Source organism: Geodermatophilus sp. SYSU D00742 (assembly GCF_054049935.1).
Window position 1 is genome coordinate 1 of sequence record NZ_JBJGYJ010000001.1, and the last position, 16,882, is coordinate 16,882.

The 16,882-nt window shown below is 74.6% G+C and carries 14 protein-coding genes; 3 read left to right on the top strand and 11 right to left on the bottom strand.

Annotated elements, in window-relative coordinates; translation table 11 throughout:
- Together ACI78V_RS00005 and ACI78V_RS00010 are read left to right on the top strand one after the other, a co-directional pair.
- Window positions 1-236: CoA-transferase (locus ACI78V_RS00005; protein WP_456847732.1), on the top strand; the 236-nt coding region annotated here is incomplete at its 5' end.
- A 58-nt stretch (window positions 237-294) separates the two neighbouring features.
- Window positions 295-1,116 (top strand): DUF1028 domain-containing protein, encoded by an 822-nt coding sequence (locus ACI78V_RS00010; RefSeq protein WP_456847733.1) that lies wholly within the window; start codon window positions 295-297, stop codon window positions 1,114-1,116.
- 22 nt (window positions 1,117-1,138) lie between these two features.
- Here ACI78V_RS00010 and ACI78V_RS00015 read toward each other — a convergent pair whose 3' ends face one another.
- The 5 genes from ACI78V_RS00015 to ACI78V_RS00035 are packed head-to-tail and all read right to left on the bottom strand — an operon-like array spanning window position 1,139 to window position 5,645.
- A complete protein-coding gene (locus ACI78V_RS00015; RefSeq protein ID WP_456847734.1) occupies window positions 1,139-1,924 on the bottom strand; it encodes a phospholipase in 786 nt (261 codons plus the stop codon).
- 20 nt (window positions 1,925-1,944) lie between these two features.
- On the bottom strand, window positions 1,945-3,102 hold the full coding sequence (locus ACI78V_RS00020) for an acyl-CoA dehydrogenase family protein (protein WP_456847735.1): 1,158 nt from the start codon (window positions 3,100-3,102) through the stop codon (window positions 1,945-1,947).
- Window positions 3,103-3,151: 49 nt separating this feature from the next.
- Window positions 3,152-3,652 carry a 5-(carboxyamino)imidazole ribonucleotide mutase gene (gene purE / locus ACI78V_RS00025; protein ID WP_456847736.1) on the bottom strand — a complete coding sequence of 167 codons (501 nt, stop codon included), beginning with the start codon at window positions 3,650-3,652 and terminating at the stop codon, window positions 3,152-3,154.
- Between the two features lie 7 nt (window positions 3,653-3,659).
- Window positions 3,660-4,919: a 5-(carboxyamino)imidazole ribonucleotide synthase gene (locus ACI78V_RS00030; protein ID WP_456847737.1), complete on the bottom strand. Its 1,260-nt coding sequence runs from the start codon at window positions 4,917-4,919 to the stop codon at window positions 3,660-3,662.
- A 12-nt stretch (window positions 4,920-4,931) separates the two neighbouring features.
- Complete coding sequence (locus tag ACI78V_RS00035) at window positions 4,932-5,645, bottom strand: SGNH/GDSL hydrolase family protein (RefSeq protein ID WP_456847738.1); 714 nt, start codon at window positions 5,643-5,645, stop codon at window positions 4,932-4,934.
- Between the two features lie 62 nt (window positions 5,646-5,707).
- Here ACI78V_RS00035 and ACI78V_RS00040 point away from each other — a divergent pair, with 62 nt between their 5' ends.
- Window positions 5,708-6,211 (top strand): GtrA family protein, encoded by a 504-nt coding sequence (locus ACI78V_RS00040; RefSeq protein ID WP_456847739.1) that lies wholly within the window; start codon window positions 5,708-5,710, stop codon window positions 6,209-6,211.
- Window positions 6,212-6,301: 90 nt separating this feature from the next.
- Here ACI78V_RS00040 and ACI78V_RS00045 read toward each other — a convergent pair whose 3' ends face one another.
- From ACI78V_RS00045 to ACI78V_RS00070, 6 genes are all read right to left on the bottom strand, one after another.
- The gene (locus ACI78V_RS00045; RefSeq protein ID WP_456848189.1) at window positions 6,302-7,615 is read right to left on the bottom strand and encodes an acyltransferase family protein; all 1,314 of its coding nucleotides are present in this window, start codon (window positions 7,613-7,615) and stop codon (window positions 6,302-6,304) included.
- Window positions 7,616-7,925: 310 nt separating this feature from the next.
- Window positions 7,926-9,560, bottom strand: coding sequence for a hypothetical protein (locus ACI78V_RS00050; protein ID WP_456847740.1), 1,635 nt, complete (start codon window positions 9,558-9,560; stop codon window positions 7,926-7,928).
- 98 nt (window positions 9,561-9,658) lie between these two features.
- Window positions 9,659-11,998, bottom strand: a complete 2,340-nt coding sequence (locus ACI78V_RS00055; protein ID WP_456847741.1) for an LGFP repeat-containing protein — start codon at window positions 11,996-11,998, stop codon at window positions 9,659-9,661.
- On the bottom strand, window positions 11,998-12,558 hold the full coding sequence (locus ACI78V_RS00060; RefSeq protein ID WP_456847742.1) for a hypothetical protein: 561 nt from the start codon (window positions 12,556-12,558) through the stop codon (window positions 11,998-12,000). Before ACI78V_RS00060 ends, ACI78V_RS00055 begins: the two co-directional genes overlap by 1 nt.
- Before the next feature lie 175 nt (window positions 12,559-12,733).
- Window positions 12,734-15,694: an AAA family ATPase gene (locus tag ACI78V_RS00065; RefSeq protein ID WP_456847743.1), complete on the bottom strand. Its 2,961-nt coding sequence runs from the start codon at window positions 15,692-15,694 to the stop codon at window positions 12,734-12,736.
- Complete coding sequence (locus tag ACI78V_RS00070) at window positions 15,691-16,854, bottom strand: exonuclease SbcCD subunit D (protein ID WP_456847744.1); 1,164 nt, start codon at window positions 16,852-16,854, stop codon at window positions 15,691-15,693. Before ACI78V_RS00070 ends, ACI78V_RS00065 begins: the two co-directional genes overlap by 4 nt.
- Between the last annotated feature and the right edge of the window lie 28 nt (window positions 16,855-16,882).

The following is a 16,882-nucleotide window of genomic DNA, read 5'->3' on the forward strand; positions in this document are numbered from 1 at the left end:
ACACCGCCCGCGACGGCAGCCCCAAGCTGGTGCAGGAGTGCACCCTGCCGCTGACCGGCAAGGCCTGCGTCGACCGCGTCATCACCGACCTCGCCGTCATCGACATCACCCCCGCCGGCTTCACCCTCCGCGAGACCGCCCCGGGCGTGACCCCCGACGAGGTCGCCGCCGCGACCGGCGCCCCGCTCACCGTCGCCGACGACGTCCACGAGATGCAGCTCCCGGTCGGGGTGTGACCGGGGGCGCGAGCGACCGTCGCGGCTCCGCGCCGACCGATGCCGGCGAGGGGGTCCGGTGACCTTCTCGGTCGTCGCGCGCGACCCGCGGACCGGCGACCTGGGCATCGCCGTCTCCTCGTGCATCCTCGCCGTCGGCCGGGCGGTGCCCACCGCCCGGCCGGGCGTGGGCGTGGTGGCGGTCCAGGCGCGCAGCCGGCGCGGGCTCGGTCCGGCGCTGCTGCACGGCCTCGAGGACGGCGCGGCCCCGGCCGACCTGGTCAAGCGGGCCGCGCACTCGGCCGAGGACGCCGACCGGCAGATCGCCGTCCTGGACGCCGTCGGGCGGGTCGCCGCCGACACCGGGCGCGGGTCCTTCCCGGTCAGCGGGCACCTGGTGGGCGACGGGATGAGCGTCCAGGGCAACATGCTCGCCTCCCCGGAGGTGCTGCCGGCGATGGCCCAGGCGTTCACCGCGGCCCGCGGTGACCTGCCCGACCGCCTGCTCGCGGCCCTGACGGCCGGGCAGGACGCCGGTGGGGACGTCCGCGGCCGGCAGTCCGCGGCGCTGCTGGTGGTCAGCGGCTCCCCCGCCACCGACGAGGACGACGGCGTGCGGATGGACCTGCGGGTCGACGACTCCGGTGACCCGGTGGCCCAGCTGCGGATGCTGCGCAACCTGCAGCGGGCCTACGACGAGCGGGACTACGAGCACCTGGCGCTGTTCGCCCCCGAGGGCGCCCGGGACCTCTACGCGGCGCTGGCCGCCTCGCAGCGCGGCGACCGGGCCGGCGCCCGTGCCGCACTGGAGGCGATGCGGTCCCGGCCCGGCTGGTCGGCCTGGCTGGCCGCGATGGCGGGCGACTCCCGGCTGTCGGGGGTCTCCCGCCTGCTCGGGTGAGTGCCCTCCCGATGCGCACGCGTCACGGGCGGGTCAGCCAGTCCACCGCCTCCTGCACCACCTCCGGCGGCACGACGTGGCCGCCGGAGAACTCGCGGTAGGTGACGTCGATCCCGGCGTCCCGCAGTCCGGGCACCAGGCGACGGCTGGTCCGCGCGATCGGCAGGACGTCGTCCCGGTCGCCGTGCGAGACGAAGACCTCCGGCCGCCCGTCACGCGGGCCCACGGGGACGAAACCGGGCGAGAACGCGACCACCCGCGCGAGCAGACCGCCGTTGGCCAGGCCCAGGCCCAACGCGTACGAGGCGCCGTCCGAGAACCCCGCGACGGCCACCCGCCGGGGGTCCACCGGCAGCACGGCGAACACCCGCGCCAGGGCCTGGTCGAGCAGCTCGGCGTCGGGGCCGTAGCCGCCGGTGACCGCGTCCCAGGTCGGCCCCCGGGACGCCGGGGCCAGCAGCAGCAGCCCGCGCTCGTCGGCCGGCTGCTGGAGCAGCGCCAGCCCACCCGCGGCGTCGCCACCGGCGCCGTGCAGGGTGACCACGAGGGGCACCGGCCGGTCGAGGGCCACGCCGGGCGGGACGTGCAGCAGCGGCTCGCGATCCACGCCCAGCCCGAGCGGCCCGGTGCCCGCGGCCACGTCCCTCGGCGGCAGCGGGAACCCGCTCCCCGGTCGTGCCGAGAGCACCGCCGCGGCGCCCCGCCCGGCGGACGACGGCCCGGCCGGGAGCGGGACGCCGCAACCGGCCAGCAGGCCCGCCGCGGTGAGCCGGCCGCCGGCCACGAGCACGCGTCGACGGGTCCACACCGCGGCGTCCCGGCGTTGCGCTACTTCAGCAGGCTCCGGGCAATGACCATGCGCTGGATCTGGTTGGTGCCCTCGTAGATCTGGGTGATCTTCGCGTCGCGCATCATCCGCTCGACGGGGAAGTCCTGGGTGTAGCCGGCGCCGCCGAACAGCTGGACGGCGTCGGTGGTCACCCGCATCGCGACGTCGGAGGCGAACGCCTTGGCCGCGGCGCACAGCCGGCCGAGGTCCGGGCCGCCGGTCTCGCCGCGGGCGGCGGCGACGTAGACCAGGTGGCGGGCGGCCTCGATCTGCATGGCCATGTCGGCGAGCATGAATTGCACGCCCTGGAAGTCCGAGACGGCCCGACCGAACTGGCGGCGCTCGCGGGTGTACGCCACCGCCGCGTCCAGCGCGCCCTGGGCGATGCCGACGGCCTGGGCGCCAATGGTCGGGCGGGTGAAGTCCAGCGTCCGCAGCGCGGTCTTGAAGCCGGTGCCGGGCTCGCCGATGACCCGGTCGGCCGGGATGGTGCAGTCGGTGAAGTACAGCTCGCAGGTCGGCGAGCCCTTGATGCCCATCTTCCGTTCCTTGGGCCCGACGGCGAAGCCCGGGTCGTCGGCGTGCACGACGAACGCGGAGATGCCGTTGGCACCCTTGTCCGGGTCGGTGACGGCCATGACCGTGTACCAGCTGGAGACGCCGGAGTTGGTGATCCAGGCCTTGGTGCCGTTGAGCACCCAGGAGTCGCCCTCGCGCCGGGCGCGGGTCTTCATCGCGGCGGCGTCGGAGCCGGCCTCGCGCTCCGACAGCCCGTAGCTGATCATCGCCTCACCGGCGGCGATGGAGGGCAGCACGGCCTGCTTGAGCTCCTCCGACGCCGACAGGATGATCGGCATCGAGCCGAGCTTGTTGACCGCCGGGATCAGCGAGGCCGACGCGTCGACGCGGGCGACCTCCTCGATGACGATGCAGGTCGCGATCGGGTCCGCGCCCTCGCCGCCGTACTCCTCGGGGATGTGCGTGGCGTGGAAGCCCGCTGCGGTCAGCGCCTTCTGCGCCTCGATGGGGTAACGGGACTCGGCGTCCACCTCGGCGGCGAACGGGGCGATCTCCCGCTCGGCGATGTCCCGGACCGCGGCCCGGATCGCGTCGTGCTCCTCGGTCAGCGCGTACAGCCCGCCGGCGTTGTTACCCACGGGTAGATGGTAGGACGGCCGACCTCGGATGACGATGCACACGCCCCCGTCAGGAGGAGGCGAGCCGCTCCTGCAGCGCGGCGTCCCGGGCGACCACCGAATCGGCCAGCTCGACCTGGAAGCGCTCCACGGCGGCCCGCAGCTCCGGGTCGCCGGCGGCCAGGATGCGGACGGCCAGCAGCCCGGCGTTGCGGCCGCCCCCGATCGACACCGTCGCCACCGGCACCCCGGCCGGCATCTGCACGATCGACAGCAGGCTGTCCAGGCCGTCCAGGCGGTCCAGCGGCCGCGGGACGCCGATCACAGGCAGCGGCGTCGCCGCGGCGACCATCCCCGGGAGGTGGGCCGCTCCCCCGGCACCGGCGATGACGACCCGCAGTCCGCGCCCGGCGGCGGACTCGGCGTAGTCCAGCATCCGGCGGGGGGTGCGGTGGGCGGAGACGACGTGCACCTCGTACGGGACGCCGAACTCGGCGAGCGCCTCCGCGGCGGGCTCCATCATCGGCCAGTCGGAGTCGCTGCCCATGACGATGCCGACGATCGGGTCCACGGGTCTCCTAGTGGTCGGTCTCGAACGCGAACGCCGGGTCGATCTCGCCGTCGGCCAGGTAGCGGGCGGCGGCCACCGCGCGGGCCCGCACCTGGTCGAGGTCGTCGCCCAGCGCCGTCACGTGGCCGAGCTTGCGACCGGGGCGCTGCCCCTTGCCGTACCAGTGCAGCTTCACGTCGGGCCAGTGCGCCATGAGGTGGTGCACGCGCTCGTCGATCGCGGGGCCGGACCACCCCTCCGCCGCAGCCCTCCCGCCGAGCACGTTGGCCATCACCACGACCGGCGCGGTCATCGCCGTCGCACCCAGCGGGTAGTCCAGGACGGCGCGCAGGTGCTGCTCGAACTGGCTGGTGCGGGAACCCTCGATCGTCCAGTGCCCGGAGTTGTGCGGCCGCATGGCGAGCTCGTTGACCAGGACGCCGTCGGCGGTCTGGAACAGCTCGACGGCCATCACCCCGACGACGCCCACCCGCTCGGCGACGCGGACGGCGAGCTCCTGGGCGGCGGTCGCGATGGCCTCGTCCAGTCCCGGGGCGGGCGCGAGCACCTCGGTGTTGATGCCGTCGCGCTGCACGGTCTCGACGACCGGCCAGACGGCGACCTGCCCGAACGGGGACCGGGCGACCAGGGCGGCCAGCTCGCGCACCAGCGGCACCCGCTCCTCGGCCAGGAGCACGCCGTGCCGCTCGACCAGGTCGGTGGCCGCGGCGGCGTCGTCCACCACGAAGACGCCCTTGCCGTCGTAACCGCCGCGCGGCGTCTTGAGCACCACGGGCCAGCCGTGCCGGTCGGCGAACGCGGTGACGTCGGCGACGGAGGTGACCTCCGCCCACGCCGGCTGGGGTTCCCCCGCCTCGGCCAGGGCCCGCCGCAGGACCAGCTTGTCCTGGGCGTGGACCAGCGCGCCCGGACCGGGGGCGACCCGGTGGCCGGCCGCCTCGAGGGCGTGCAGGTGCTCGGTGGGGACGTGCTCGTGGTCGAAGGTGACCACGGTGGCGCCCTCGGCGACGGCCATCAGCGCGTCGAGGTCGCGGTGGTCGCCGAGGCGGACGTCGGCCGCGACCAGCGGCGCGGACTCGTCCGGCCCGGTCGAGAGCACCCGCAGCGACTGGCCGAGGGCGATCGCGGCCTGGTGCGTCATGCGGGCCAGCTGCCCGCCACCGATCATCGCCACCACCGGCAGTCCGGTGCGCGGGTCGAGACCCGCAGCGGGCTGCGGGGGTGCGGGGGTGCCGCGGGCGGGGGCGGGGGCCGGGTGCGCGCTCATGCCAGCACGAGGTTAGCGGGGCTGCTGCGGCGGGCTCCCGGCGCCGTCCAGCAGGGCCTTCCGGATGAGCAGGCCGGCCTCGTCGGCCACGCGCTGTGTCGGGTGCACGCCGTCCAGGCTGGCCCCGGGCACATAGGCGCCGTCCTGCCGGGCGTCGGCCCACGGGTCGACGAACTGCCAGCCCTGCTCGTCGGCCAGGACCTGCAGCTGCCGGTTGAGTTCGGTCGCGGACTCCGGGAGGTCGTCGTGCGGCGGAACGGCGGACAGCAGCACCGCGCCGATGCCGACCACGTCGGCGACGGCGAGCAGGTCCTCCCGCGTCCGCTCCCACGGCCGGCCCAGCACGAGATCGTTGGTGCCGCCCATGAGGACCAGGACGTCGGCGTCCATGGGGGTGGCGGCGGCGCGCATGTCAGCCGTCGTGGCGCCGCCGGTCGCCCAGCCGCCGCGGAACTCCAGTTGTGGCCCCACGGCGGCCCGGATCCAGGAGAGCTCGCCGTCGACCTCCGGGCCGCGGATCGGCTCGCCGCCCGCCGTGAGCGAGTCGCCCACCGCCACCATGCTGCGGACGCCGGCCTGCACGACCGCGGGACCGCCCGCAGCCGCCGCCGAGACCCCGGCCCGGGTCGCCTCGTCGCCGGTGATGGCCGGACCTCCGCACCCGGAGAGGACGGTGAGCGCCATCACGAAGACCGGGAGAGAAGCGGTCCGGCGCGAGTGGGGCACCGCCTCAGTCTCCCAGTGCTGCGGGACCCCGGCGACCGGGCCGCACTCGTACACTCGCGCCCGTGCCCGCCGCCGAGCCCCTCCGCGGCCGGTTCGCCAGCAGGTGGCGGTTGCTGCTCCGGGAGCTCAGCGCCTTCGGGGTCGTCGGTGCCGTGTGTTTCCTCATCGACGTGGGCCTGTTCCAGCTGCTCTACAGCGTCGGCGTCGACCCGGTGAGCGCCAAGCTCGGCGCCACCCTGGTGTCCCTCACCGCCGCGTTTCTGGGCCACCGCTTCTGGTCGTTCGGCCACCGAGCGCGGACAGGGCTGGGTCGGGAGTACCTCCGCTTCGGGCTCGTCAACGCCCTCACGCTCGGGCTGGGGCTGGCCGTCATCGCCGTCGTCCGCTACCCGCTCGGCCAGGAGAGCAGTCTGGTCCTGCAGGCGGCCAACATCTGCTCGATCGCGGCGGGCACGGTGATCAGGTTCACGGTCTACCGCCGTTGGGTGTTCCCCGCTGCCGGCCCGGCGACGGCCGTGGCGACCCCCGACGCGACCCGTCCCCTCCCCCAGCCCGCCGCGGACTGAACCGGCCCCTCAGCACACAGCCGGCGCGGGTCCTGGGTGGACCCGGGCCGGCCGGTGCAGAGAACCGCGAGCGAGGCGCTCGCGGCGCGGTCAGACCTCGATGGACCGGGGCAGCATCCGCCGCATGCCCTTGCGCATGGGCTCCTCGACGAAGCGGAACAGCGCCCAGCCGGCCACGACCGACAGCGTGAGCGCCGCTACGAGCAGCCCGCGCCGGCCGAGCGAGGTGACGTCGTCGGCCCAGTCACTCCGCCCGATGACGAAGAGCATCAGGTCCAGGAAGAACCAGTGGACGAGGTAGAAGGCGAAGGAGACCTTGCCGCCCCAGACCAGCACCCGGCTCGACAGCAGCGTCGAGACACCACCGGCACTGAGGGCCAGCGAACCGATCAGCAGCGCGAACAACGGGATCACGACGACGGACTCCGTCGACCCCCAGAGGGAGTGCCCGTTGTGGCCCCACTCCTGCCCGAAGCGCGGCCGCCACACGGGGTCGAACTTCTGCAGCAGGTAGATGACGGCGACGATCGCGACCACGAGGACCGACGGGCGGAGCAGCAGGGGCACCTGCCGACCGCTCCGGGCCACGCGCTGGACGACGAGGGCGACCAGCGCCCCGGCGAAGAACTCCGACAGCACCCGGAGCGCCACGATGCCCGGGATCATCTGGTCGCCGTTCCAGGCGAGGTCCGCGCCGTCCTCCAGGGACAGGCCGACGAGCACCATCGGCAGGAGCGCGGCACCGGCCAGCAGGACCAGCGCGCGGGTGCGCAGCGTCGACTGCGCCTTGGCGAGGAACAGCACCAGGACGCCGAACACGAGGTAGGCCATCCACTCCGCGCTGATCGACCAGTCGATCGGGTTCCAGTCGTGGTGCTCACTGCCCCACGACTGGATGAGGAGCACGTGCATGAGCAGCCGGCGCACGTCGAGGGAGGCGGCGTAGGCACCGTCGCCGGTGACCCAGGTCTGGGCGATCCGGTAGGCGCCGTAGACGAACAGCATGGCCACGGTCACCGGCCACACGCGCGACAGCCGCAGCCAGAGGAAGCCGAGCACCTTGCGCGGCTGCCACCCGGTGGCCATCCGGTCCAGGTGGGTGAAGGTCAGGATGAAGCCGCTGAGGATGAAGAACAGGTCCACGCCCAGGTGGCCGACGTTGAACAGCGGGGTCAGCGGCCAGCTCTGCGGGAAGCTCTCCAGCAGGTACGGGCGGAAGTGGAAGCACGCCACCCACAGCGCCGCGAACGCCCGGATGCCGGTCAGCTGCGGGATCACCCGCGGCAGGCCCCGGGACGGCGACGGCGCCTCGGTCTCGCCCTCGGCGACGTCCTGACGGGGCCGCGCGGAGGGGACCGGCGGGAGGAGGCTGGGGCCGGGCGCGCGGCCGTCGATGAGCACCATGAACGTCACTTCCGTCGAGTGTGAGCTGCCCTGCCGTCCCAGACGGCGGCCCGGGCCCCGGATACTCGGCGGCCCTTGCAGTGCGTGCGGCCAACGCTACAGCGAGATACGGCTGGGTCGACCCGAACGGCGAAGTTCACAGCGCTGGAGCACCACCGGTCACAGCGCCCCCGCAGACCTCGATCACCGGGGGGAGGTGACTCCGGCCGACCGTGGGCGGACGCCGGCCGGTCGGGCCCCGAACCGACGCTGGACAGCCCAGTCGCCGTCGGTTCAGGGACGACGGGGTAGCGGCGGACGCCCGAGCCGGTCAGGCCGCCCCGGACGCCTCCGCCACCCGGGCTCCGCGTGCGGACAGCCGGCGGTCCAGCCAGCGCACGATCGCGACGGCCAGCAGGAAGTTCCCCACCACGTACACCGGCAGGTAGTACATGAAGTAGTAGGCCGGAGCAGAGGCGAACACGATGCCGGCGTGCACGAGGAGGGCCAGCGACAGCAGTCCCCAGGTCCAGCGCCGGCGGAGCAGCCCGGCTACGGTCATCGCCACCAGCCCCACCAGGGTCGGGATGGTCGTCCAGACCCACGGCCGCAGGCCCGTCCCGGTCCCGTCGGGGTGCATGACCAGCAGGGCTCGCATCGTGCTGTGCCGCACCTGGTCGTCCAGCGGCTGTGAACCGATGTTCTCCCGCTCGAAGGTCGTGAGCATCTCGTTGCCGGGGGCGTCGGCGAAGAGCAGACCCGTCGGCACGTAGGGCCGGGCCGGGTCGAGGTCGTTGGTCGCGACGAAGGTCCTCCACCGGGCCTCGAGGAAGTCCTCGGGGTTGTGCAGCACCAGGCTCACCGCGCCGCGGTAGAACTCGTCGAGGTGGTCGGCGTAGTCCGACCGCAGCGCTCCCGGCGCCCAGTAGCCGGGGATGTCCGAGTGGTCGGAGTACTGCCGCAGGTGGTCGACGTCCATGACCGTGTCGATCAGGGCCAAGTCGGCCGCGACGTCCCCACCGGTGAGGTCCTCGTCGGCCACCATCACCGACAGCGGGTTGTACAGCGCGGTGAGCTGGTACTCCGGCCGGGACGTGCTCTGGGTGAGCACGAACCCGCAGGCCACGACAGTCAGACCGGCCAGGGCGGCCACGACGGCCCGGCCGTTCTTCCGCCACACCTCCCGCAGCAGGCCCAGCCGCGCGGCGACGACGGGCAGGAGGGCCAGGTAGAAGATGCCCTCCGTGCGCCAGAACGCCATGAGGGTGACCAGGACGCTGTAGCCGACGAACTCCCGGTAGCGGTCCCCGCGCAGGTCCGGTGCCAGCACCAGGAGCAGGAGCTTCCCCAGGGCGAGCAGCGCGACCAGGCTGTAGGCCGTCATCCGCAGCGGGTGGTAGACCTCGAACAGGACCGGCAGGAACAGGAACGGCACGACGACCAGCCAGGCCAGCCGCCGGTCCGCGAGGAGGGTCCGGACGCCCGAGGCCAGGTAGCCCACGACGGCCGCGGCGAGCAGCCCCTGCACCAGCACGATGCCCACACCGGTCGGCACGAGGTACAGGCACAAGGTGTGGAACACGACCGTGAGGTAGTGCTGCCAGTGGTAGGGCGCATAGGTCTGCGCCGCGTGCAGCACGTGGAACTCGTCGAACGTCCAGTGCCCGGGGTAGACCAGCGCCGCGAGGGCGGCCAGGACGACGAGGTACGCCCCGCCCATCACCAGTCCGGCGCGTGTCCGGTCGTCGCCCTCCCGGAGCCGGGCGAGGAGGTCCACCAGCAGCGCGACGAGGGCGAACAGGGCCACCGCGAAGAGGGCCTTGAGTGCCCAGGACGGGACGGCGGTGGCGTCGTCGACCGCGTCGAGCTCGAAGGCGACGGACTCGGTGAACGGCAGGACCACCAGGCACCAGGCCACGGTGATGCCCGCGCTCACCAGCCACTTGTTCGCGATGACCCTCTGCATGTCTCCCCCTCCAGGCGCGTTCCCCACAGCCCACCGGCCGGCACGCGGGTGCGTGCCGGCCGGTGGGCAGGGTGTCCGGTCGAACGGTCCTGCGCCTGTCAGTTCCTCGTGACGGTGCAGCTGCCGCTGCCGGTGGTCGGACAGGTGATCGTCCCGTGCTGGAACGGGGTCCGGCTGCCCTCGGCCACGGTAGTTGCCTCGCCGGTCGGGAAACCGAGCTCGCCCCGGGGCCCCCCGAGCCCGCGGTAGGCCTCGTCGGCCGCCGAGAGGACGGCGAAGGAGCCGACCGTGCTGATGTAGATGCCGCCCTTCTGGAACGCCTGCGACCAACCGCCGGGGAGGGTGCGCTCGAAGCCCGTCGGGAAACCGAGGGGCCCCGCCGCCCCGCCCGTCTGGCGGTACTTCGCGTCGATGCCGTTGACCGTCGGGTAGGCGCCCTCGGCGCTGAGGAACAGCGAGCCGCTCTGGAACTGCTGGGACCAGCCGCCGGCCACCGCCACCTCCGGGCCCGCCGGGAAGCCGAGGACGCCGGCAGGACCGCCGAGCTCCAGGTAGGCGGCGTGGATCGCGTTGATCGTCGGCCAGGAGCCCGCCGCGCTCACGTAGAGCACGCCGTGCTCGAACTGCTGCGACCAGCCGCCCGCGACGCTGCGCTCCAGGCCGACGGGGAAGCCGAGGGCGCTGCGGGGGCCGCCGAGCTGCTGGTACCGCGCGTTGATCGCGTTGTACGTCGGGAAGGTGCCCGCGGCGCTGAGGAACAGCGAGCCCCGCTCGAAGGCCTGGCCCCAGCCGCCGGGGTAGGACCGCTCGCCGCCGGCCGGGAAACCCAGCGCGCTGGACGGGCCGCCCAACCGCTGGTACTCGGCGTCGATGGCGTTGACCGTGGCGTAGGAGCCGGCCGCGCTGACGTAGACGGAGCCGACGCCGAACTGCTGGGTCCACCCGCCGGTGATGCCCCGCTCGGCTCCCTTCGGGAAGCCGAGCACGTTCGGGCCCCCCAGCCGCTGGTAGACGGCGTTGATCGCGTTGTAGGTGACGAAGGAGCCCTCGGCGGTGACGTACACCGACCCACGCTCGAAGTTCTGCCCCCAGCCGCCGGAGAAGGTCATCTCCGGGCTCGTCGGGTAGCCCAGCGGACCGCCGGAGCCGCCGAGCTGCTGGTACGCGGTGTTGATGCCGTTGACCGTCGCGAACGAGCCGGCCGCGCTGACGTAGACGGTCCCGCGCTCGAAGTTCTGCGCCCAGCCGCCCGCCAGGGCCATCTCCGGACCCACCGGGAAGCCGAGCACGCCGTCCCGGCCACCGAGCTGCTGGTACTTGGCGTTGATGCCGTTGACCGTCGCGAAGGAGCCGGCCGCGCTGACGTAGACGGTCCCGCGCTCGAACTGCTGCGACCAGCCGCCGTTGATCGCCCGCTCCGGGCCGACCGGGAACCCGAGGACGCCGTCGCGCGCGCCGTTCTCCCAGTACTCGGCGTTGATCCCGTTGACCGTCGCGAAGGTGCCGGCCCCGCTGGCCCAGACCGACCCGCGCTGGAAGTGCTGCACCCAGCCGCCGTTGATCGTCAGCTCGTTGCCCACCGGGGCGCCGAGGACGCCGGGCCCGTCGTTGGACCAGTACCAGTCGCGGATCGACCCGGTCACGAGGAACTGGGTGGAGCCGAACCAGTCGCTGAAGTAGCTGAAGAAGTTGCGGTTGCCGTACGAGGAGCAGCTGTTGCCCGTGCCGTAGCCGGCCGCCAGCGCCGCGGCGTTCGGCTGGTACGGCGTGTAGTTGTAGAGGTTCGCCGTCGCCTGGTTCGCGATGTAGACCTGCGCCGAGCCGCAGGCGGCGTTCGGGTGCCAGTACACGGTGTTGTTCATGCCGGCCTTGTAGCCGTAGTTGCGCGGCAGGGTGGCGTAGCGCCGGAACTGCCAGGCGGCCATGTAGACCTGGTTGAAGAACCCGTAGTACTGGGCGTCACAGGGCGCGGTGTCCGGGCAGCCGTAGCCCATCGCGATCCGGTACTTGCTGGCCGTCGGGCTGGTCGCGGTGACCAGGCCCTGCTCCTTCTGCAGGGTGACCAGCAGGACCTGCGGGTTGATGCCGCAGACCTGGGCGACCTTCCAGATGATGTCGGCCGCGCGCTCGTTCTCCGCGCCCGGGTACGTGGCGCAGTTGGTGCCGGACCGCGTGTAGGTCGACGTCCGGTAGTTCTTCATGCACAGGTCCCCGGCCGTGCAGCTGTTGCCCTTCTGGACCAGGAACGCCTGGATCTGCTCCGGGGACATCGTCGAGGAGTTGAAGTACACCGCGTCGGAGATGATGTTGCCGGCCCGGAAGGTGCTGAGGTCGGCGGCCTGGGCCGGGCCGGTGGAGGTCTGCACCACGAGAGTCGAGGCCGTGGCCAGGACGCAGGCCACGGCCCCCAGCAGCCGGGCCGCCCGCTTCCCCCGCATCAGGGCACCACGACCTCGACGTCGCGGGACAGCGTGGTGCCACGAGCCGAGGTGTAGGTCACCTGACCGCTCCAGGAGCCCGGCGTCATCTCCGGCAGCGTGAGCTCACCGCAGCTGGTGGTCCGGGCGTCGGCCACGGCCTCGACCGTGGCGGTCCGCTCGGTCGACCCGTCGGAGAGGCTCAGGCCGCACTCCCCGCCGTTCTCGAGGACGCCGGCGACGTACGCGCCGACCAGCACCGCACCCGTGGGGACGTCGAACCCGCTGTAGGTGACGACCAGGTCGGCCTCCGTGGGGCGCGCGGTGTCGAGGGCCGGCGACTGGGCGGCGGGCGCGTCGGCCGGCTCGTCCTCCTCGTCGGCGGCGCCGGTGGGGGTGGCCGCCCCGGGTGTCGATCCGCCCGTGGGTCCGGCCGCGCCCGCCTCGGCGGGGATGGTCGGCAGGGCGGCCGTCGTCTCGACTCCGCCGTCCTGCCAGCTGCGGGTGAGGACGAAGGCTGCGGCGCCGACGGCCACCAGGACCGCCAGGCCGAGCAGTACGCGGCGGGACCGCTGCTTCATCTGTTGACCTCGACTCGTGGACGGGCTGAGCGCCGACGCGCCGGGATGCGCACCGATGACGTCTGTGGCAGCCGTGCCACAGACGGAGAGGTGACGCTCAGTGAGTGCAGGCTAGCCAAGCGCACTTACTAGACAGTGTCGACACGCGGTGTGACGGGTCCGTCACTTTCGCCGGTCAGCTCGCCAGGCGCGACCCGTGCCGTCCCGCGATGACCTCCAGGCGGGTGGGGATGCGGGTGCGCAACTCCTCGAGGTGGCTGATGACGCCGACCGTCCGGCCGCCGCGGCGCAGCTCGTCGAGCACGTTCATCACCGCGTCCAGCGCCTGCGCGTCGAGCGTGCCGAAGCCCTCGTCGACGAACAGGGTGTCCATCTGCACGCCCCCGGCCTCGGCGGTGACGACGTCGGCCAGCCCGAGCGCCAGCGCGAGGGAGGCCATGAAGCTCTCGCCGCCGGACAGGGTCTTGGTCGGCCGGCGGGTGCCGGTGTACTCGTCGAACACGTCCAGGCCCAGGCCGCCGCGGGCGCCGTGCCGGCCCTGTGCGTCGCTGTGCAGGAACGTGTAGCGGGCACCCGACATGTCCTGCAGCCGCCGGCTGGCCACCTCGGCCACCTGCTCCAGGCGGGCGGCGAGCACGAAGGACTGCAACCGCATGCGCAGCGTGTTCGCGCCGCGGCCGGTGACGAGGTCGGCCAGGCCGGTGACCTGTTCGGCCCATGCCCGCCGCTCGGCGAGCTCGACCTCCGCGGCGACCACCTCGCCGGCCAGTGCGTCGAGGGCATTAGAGCAGCGGCGGGCCTGGTCGAGGGCGGCGACCGCCTCCTCCCGCCGGGCGGTGAGGCTCGCACACCGCTGCTCGAGGGCGGCGAGGTCGGGCCGCGCCGGCAGGTCGGTGAGCTCGGGGTCGGCCAGGGTGGCGACGACGACCGAGCGGGCCTCGTCGTGCTCCCGGATCCGCTGCTCCAGGGCGGCGAGCCGGTCGGTCTCCAACAGGGCGGCCGCGGCGTCGAGGAGGTCGTCGAACCCCGCCGTCGCGGCGCGGTCGGCCGCGGTGCGCCGGGCGGCCGCGGCGGCGGTACGGGCGCGGAGCTCCTCGGCCTCGGCGGCGACGACCGCCTCGCAGCGCTCCGCCGCCGTGGTGAGCCGGCGGACCCGGGCAGGCAGGTCGGCATCCGTGCCCCGGGCGGCGTCCAGCCGCTCGGTCAGCTCCCGCAGGGCGTCCTCGCGGGCCGTCCGCTCCACGGTGCGGCGCTGCAGCTCCTCGCGGTCGGCCGCGAGCGCGGCCGCTGCTGCCTCCCGGCCCGCCTCGGCCTCCACCAGCCCCCGCCGGGCGTCGTCGGCGGCCGCGGCGGACGCGGCGACCGCGTCGAGCTCGGCGCGCGCCTCGGCCGCCCGGGCGGCCAGCTGCGGTACCGGGAGCTCCCCGGCCCGCGCGCGGAGCACCGCCAGCTCGCGGTCCCGTTCGTCGACGACCCGCCGGGCGGCGGCGGCTCGTGCCTCCGCGGCGTCGGCTGCGGCCCGGGCCCGCTCCTCGTCGTCGGCGGAGACGCCCCGGCCGGTCGGCAGAGCCGGCCGCGGGTGCTCGGTGGCGCCGCACACCGGGCAGTCGGCGCCCGGCACGAGCCCGGCCGCCAGCTCCGCCGCCATCCCGTCGAGGCGGGCGGTCCGCAGCTCCACGAGGTCCTCGCGGGCCTCCAGCCAGGAGCTCCGCGCGGCCTCGGCCGCGGCTCGGGCGGTCTCGAGGTCGGCGGCGACGCGCTCGGCGGCGGTCGCGGCGGCCAGCGCCGTCCGGGCGGCCTCCTCCGCCGCGGTCAGCCCGGGCAGCCGGGCGGCCGCCGCTCCCGCCTCGTCCAGCCGCCCCTGGGCGTCGGCGACCCGGCCGGGCCAGGCCTGCGCGGCACGGGCGCCGTCAGCGCAGCGGACGGTGAGCGCCTCGACGTCCCGCGCGAGCCGGGCCAGCTCGCGGACGAGCCCCCGCGCCCGCTCGGCCTCCGGGGCCAGCGCCCGGGCCGCGGCGGCGTCGTCGCGCAGTTCCCGGGCGAGCAGGAGGTCGGCCTCCCGCCCGTCGGCCACCGCCGTCCAGGCGGCCCGCGCCGAGGTCAGCGCCGCGGCGGCGGCCTCGGCCTCCAGCGCGGAGCGGCCGGCCGCCTCCAGGACGTCGCGCAGCGCCTCGGCGCGGCGCCCGGCGCCGGCACGGGCCCGCAGGGGCGTGAGCTGCTCCTCCCGCTCCGTCAGCCGGGCCAGCTCCTCGCGGGCGCGGTCGCGGCGGTCGTGCCGCCCGGCCAGGGCACGGGCCGCGGCGAGCTCGGCGTCCAGCCGGGAGCCGGCGTCGGCGGCCTCCTCGGCCGCGGCCGCGGCCCGGGTCAGGTCGCCGGCGGCGCGGGCGCGGACGGCGGTCACCCAGGAGCCGACCGACGTCCCCGGGTGGGCGCCGACCAGCTCGGGGGCCAGGTCCTCGGGCACCTCGACGTCGGCGATCTGGGCGACCCGGTGCAGCAGCGTGCTGATCCGGTGCCGGTCGGCGCGCAGCGTCTCCTCGGCGCTGCGCCGCTCGGTGGCCAGCCACTCCTCGGCGCGGGCGAACCGGCCGACGTCGAAGAGGGTGCGCAGCAGCCGCGCGCGGTCCTCGGGCTCGGCGCGCAGGAACCGGGCGAAGTCGCCCTGCGGCAGCAGCACCACCTGGCAGAACTGCTCGGCCGACAGCCCCAGCCGCACCCGCAAGTACTCCGAGCCCTCGTCGATCCGGGTGCTGACCGGCTGCCAACCGGCGCCGTCCCACCGCTGGACGAGGAGCCTGGCCTGCTCGGTCGTCTCCCCGGCGCCGCGCTTCTTCGGGCGGGTCTGCTCGGGGCGGCGCAGCACGAGCAGCCGTTCCCCGGCGAGGGTGAGCTCGAGGGAGACCTCGGTGCGGGTGGCGGCGTCGGCGTGGTCGCTGCGCAGCCGTTTCTCCTCGCCGCGGGCACCGGGCACGGTGCCGTAGAGGGCGAAGACCACCGCGTCGAGCAGGGTCGTCTTGCCGGCGCCGGTGGGCCCCCACAACAGGAACAGCCCGTCGCGGGCGACGTCGTCGACGTCGACGGTCTCGGTGCCGGCGAAGGGGCCGAAGGCGGACAGGGTGAGCGAGTGCAGCCTCACCGGGCCGCCTCCTCGCGGGCCTCGGCGCCCAGGGCCCGGGCCAGGAGCTCACGCTCGGCGGCCGTGGCCCCCACGCCGCCGCGGACGTGGGAGACGAACTCACCGGCCACGTCGAGGTCGGGCCGGCCGCGCAGCCGCTCCTGGTAGCTGCGGCCGTCTCCCCCGGTACCGCCGCCGGCCCACTCCAGGTGCACGCAGTGCGGGAAGCGGGTGCGCAGCCGGCGCATCGGGTCGGCCGGGCGGACGGCGTCGGTCAGCCGTGCGGAGAGGAAGTGCTCCTCGACGTCGGCGTGCGCCGGGTCGTCGAGCAGCTCGGCGAGGGTGCCGGTGAGGACGGTCAGCGGGCGCGGCGTGGGCAGGGGCAGCGTCCGCACCCCGGCGAGACCGGTGGCGTCGAGGTCTACCAGCCAGGCCTGCTTCTGCTGGCCGGCCTCACCGAAGGAGTAGGCCAGGGGCGAGCCGCTGTACCGCAGCCGCGGGGTGAGCGTCTGCGGCCGGTGCAGGTGCCCGAGGGCCACGTAGTCGACGCCGTCGAAGACCGCGCCGGGCACCAGGTCGACACCACCGACGCAGATGTCGCGCTCGCTGTCGCTGGCCACCCCGCCCCCGACGAAGGCGTGGGCCAGCACGACCGACCGCGTACCGGGGCGGAGGAAGAGGTCGGCGCGCACGCGGTCCATCGCCTCGGTCAGCACCGCCTCGTGGGTGCGCGCCAGGCTGTTCTCCCGCCCACCCCCGAGCTCGTGCCGCGCGATCTCCGGCTCCAGGTACGGCAGCCCGTAGACGGCGACCTCACCGTGCTCGTCGCGCAGCAGCACCGGCTCGTCGAGCCCGGCGGTCGAGGCGCGCACGTGCAGGCCCGCGACCGACAGCAGCCCGGAGAAGGTGCCCAGCCGGCGTGCGGAGTCGTGGTTGCCCGGGGTCAGGACGACGGTGGCGCCGGCGCGCAGCAGGCGGCCGACGACCCGGTCGAGCACCGCGGTCGCGTCGGCCGAGGGCACCGCGCGGTCGTAGACGTCACCGGCGACGACCACCGCGTGGACCGACTCGGCGACGACGACGTCGGCCAGGCCGGAGAGCACCGTCTCCTGCTCGCGGAGGAGGTCGGCGCCGTGCAGGGAGCGGCCGATGTGCCAGTCGGAGGTGTGCAGCAGCCGCATGGGCGCAGAAAGTAGGTCGCGGTACCGA

Bases quoted from the DNA above. Each gene is read 5' to 3' on its own strand.
- ACI78V_RS00030 (WP_456847737.1), bottom strand. From the start codon at position 4,919: ATGAGCGCGCACCCGGCCCCCGCCCCCGCCCGCGGCACCCCCGCACCC.
- ACI78V_RS00045 (WP_456848189.1), bottom strand. From the start codon at position 7,615: ATGGTGCTCATCGACGGCCGCGCGCCCGGCCCCAGCCTCCTCCCGCCG.
- ACI78V_RS00055 (WP_456847741.1), bottom strand. From the start codon at position 11,998: ATGCGGGGGAAGCGGGCGGCCCGGCTGCTGGGGGCCGTGGCCTGCGTC.
- ACI78V_RS00050 (WP_456847740.1), bottom strand. From the start codon at position 9,560: ATGCAGAGGGTCATCGCGAACAAGTGGCTGGTGAGCGCGGGCATCACC.
- ACI78V_RS00070 (WP_456847744.1), bottom strand. From the start codon at position 16,854: ATGCGGCTGCTGCACACCTCCGACTGGCACATCGGCCGCTCCCTGCAC.
- ACI78V_RS00060 (WP_456847742.1), bottom strand. From the start codon at position 12,558: ATGAAGCAGCGGTCCCGCCGCGTACTGCTCGGCCTGGCGGTCCTGGTG.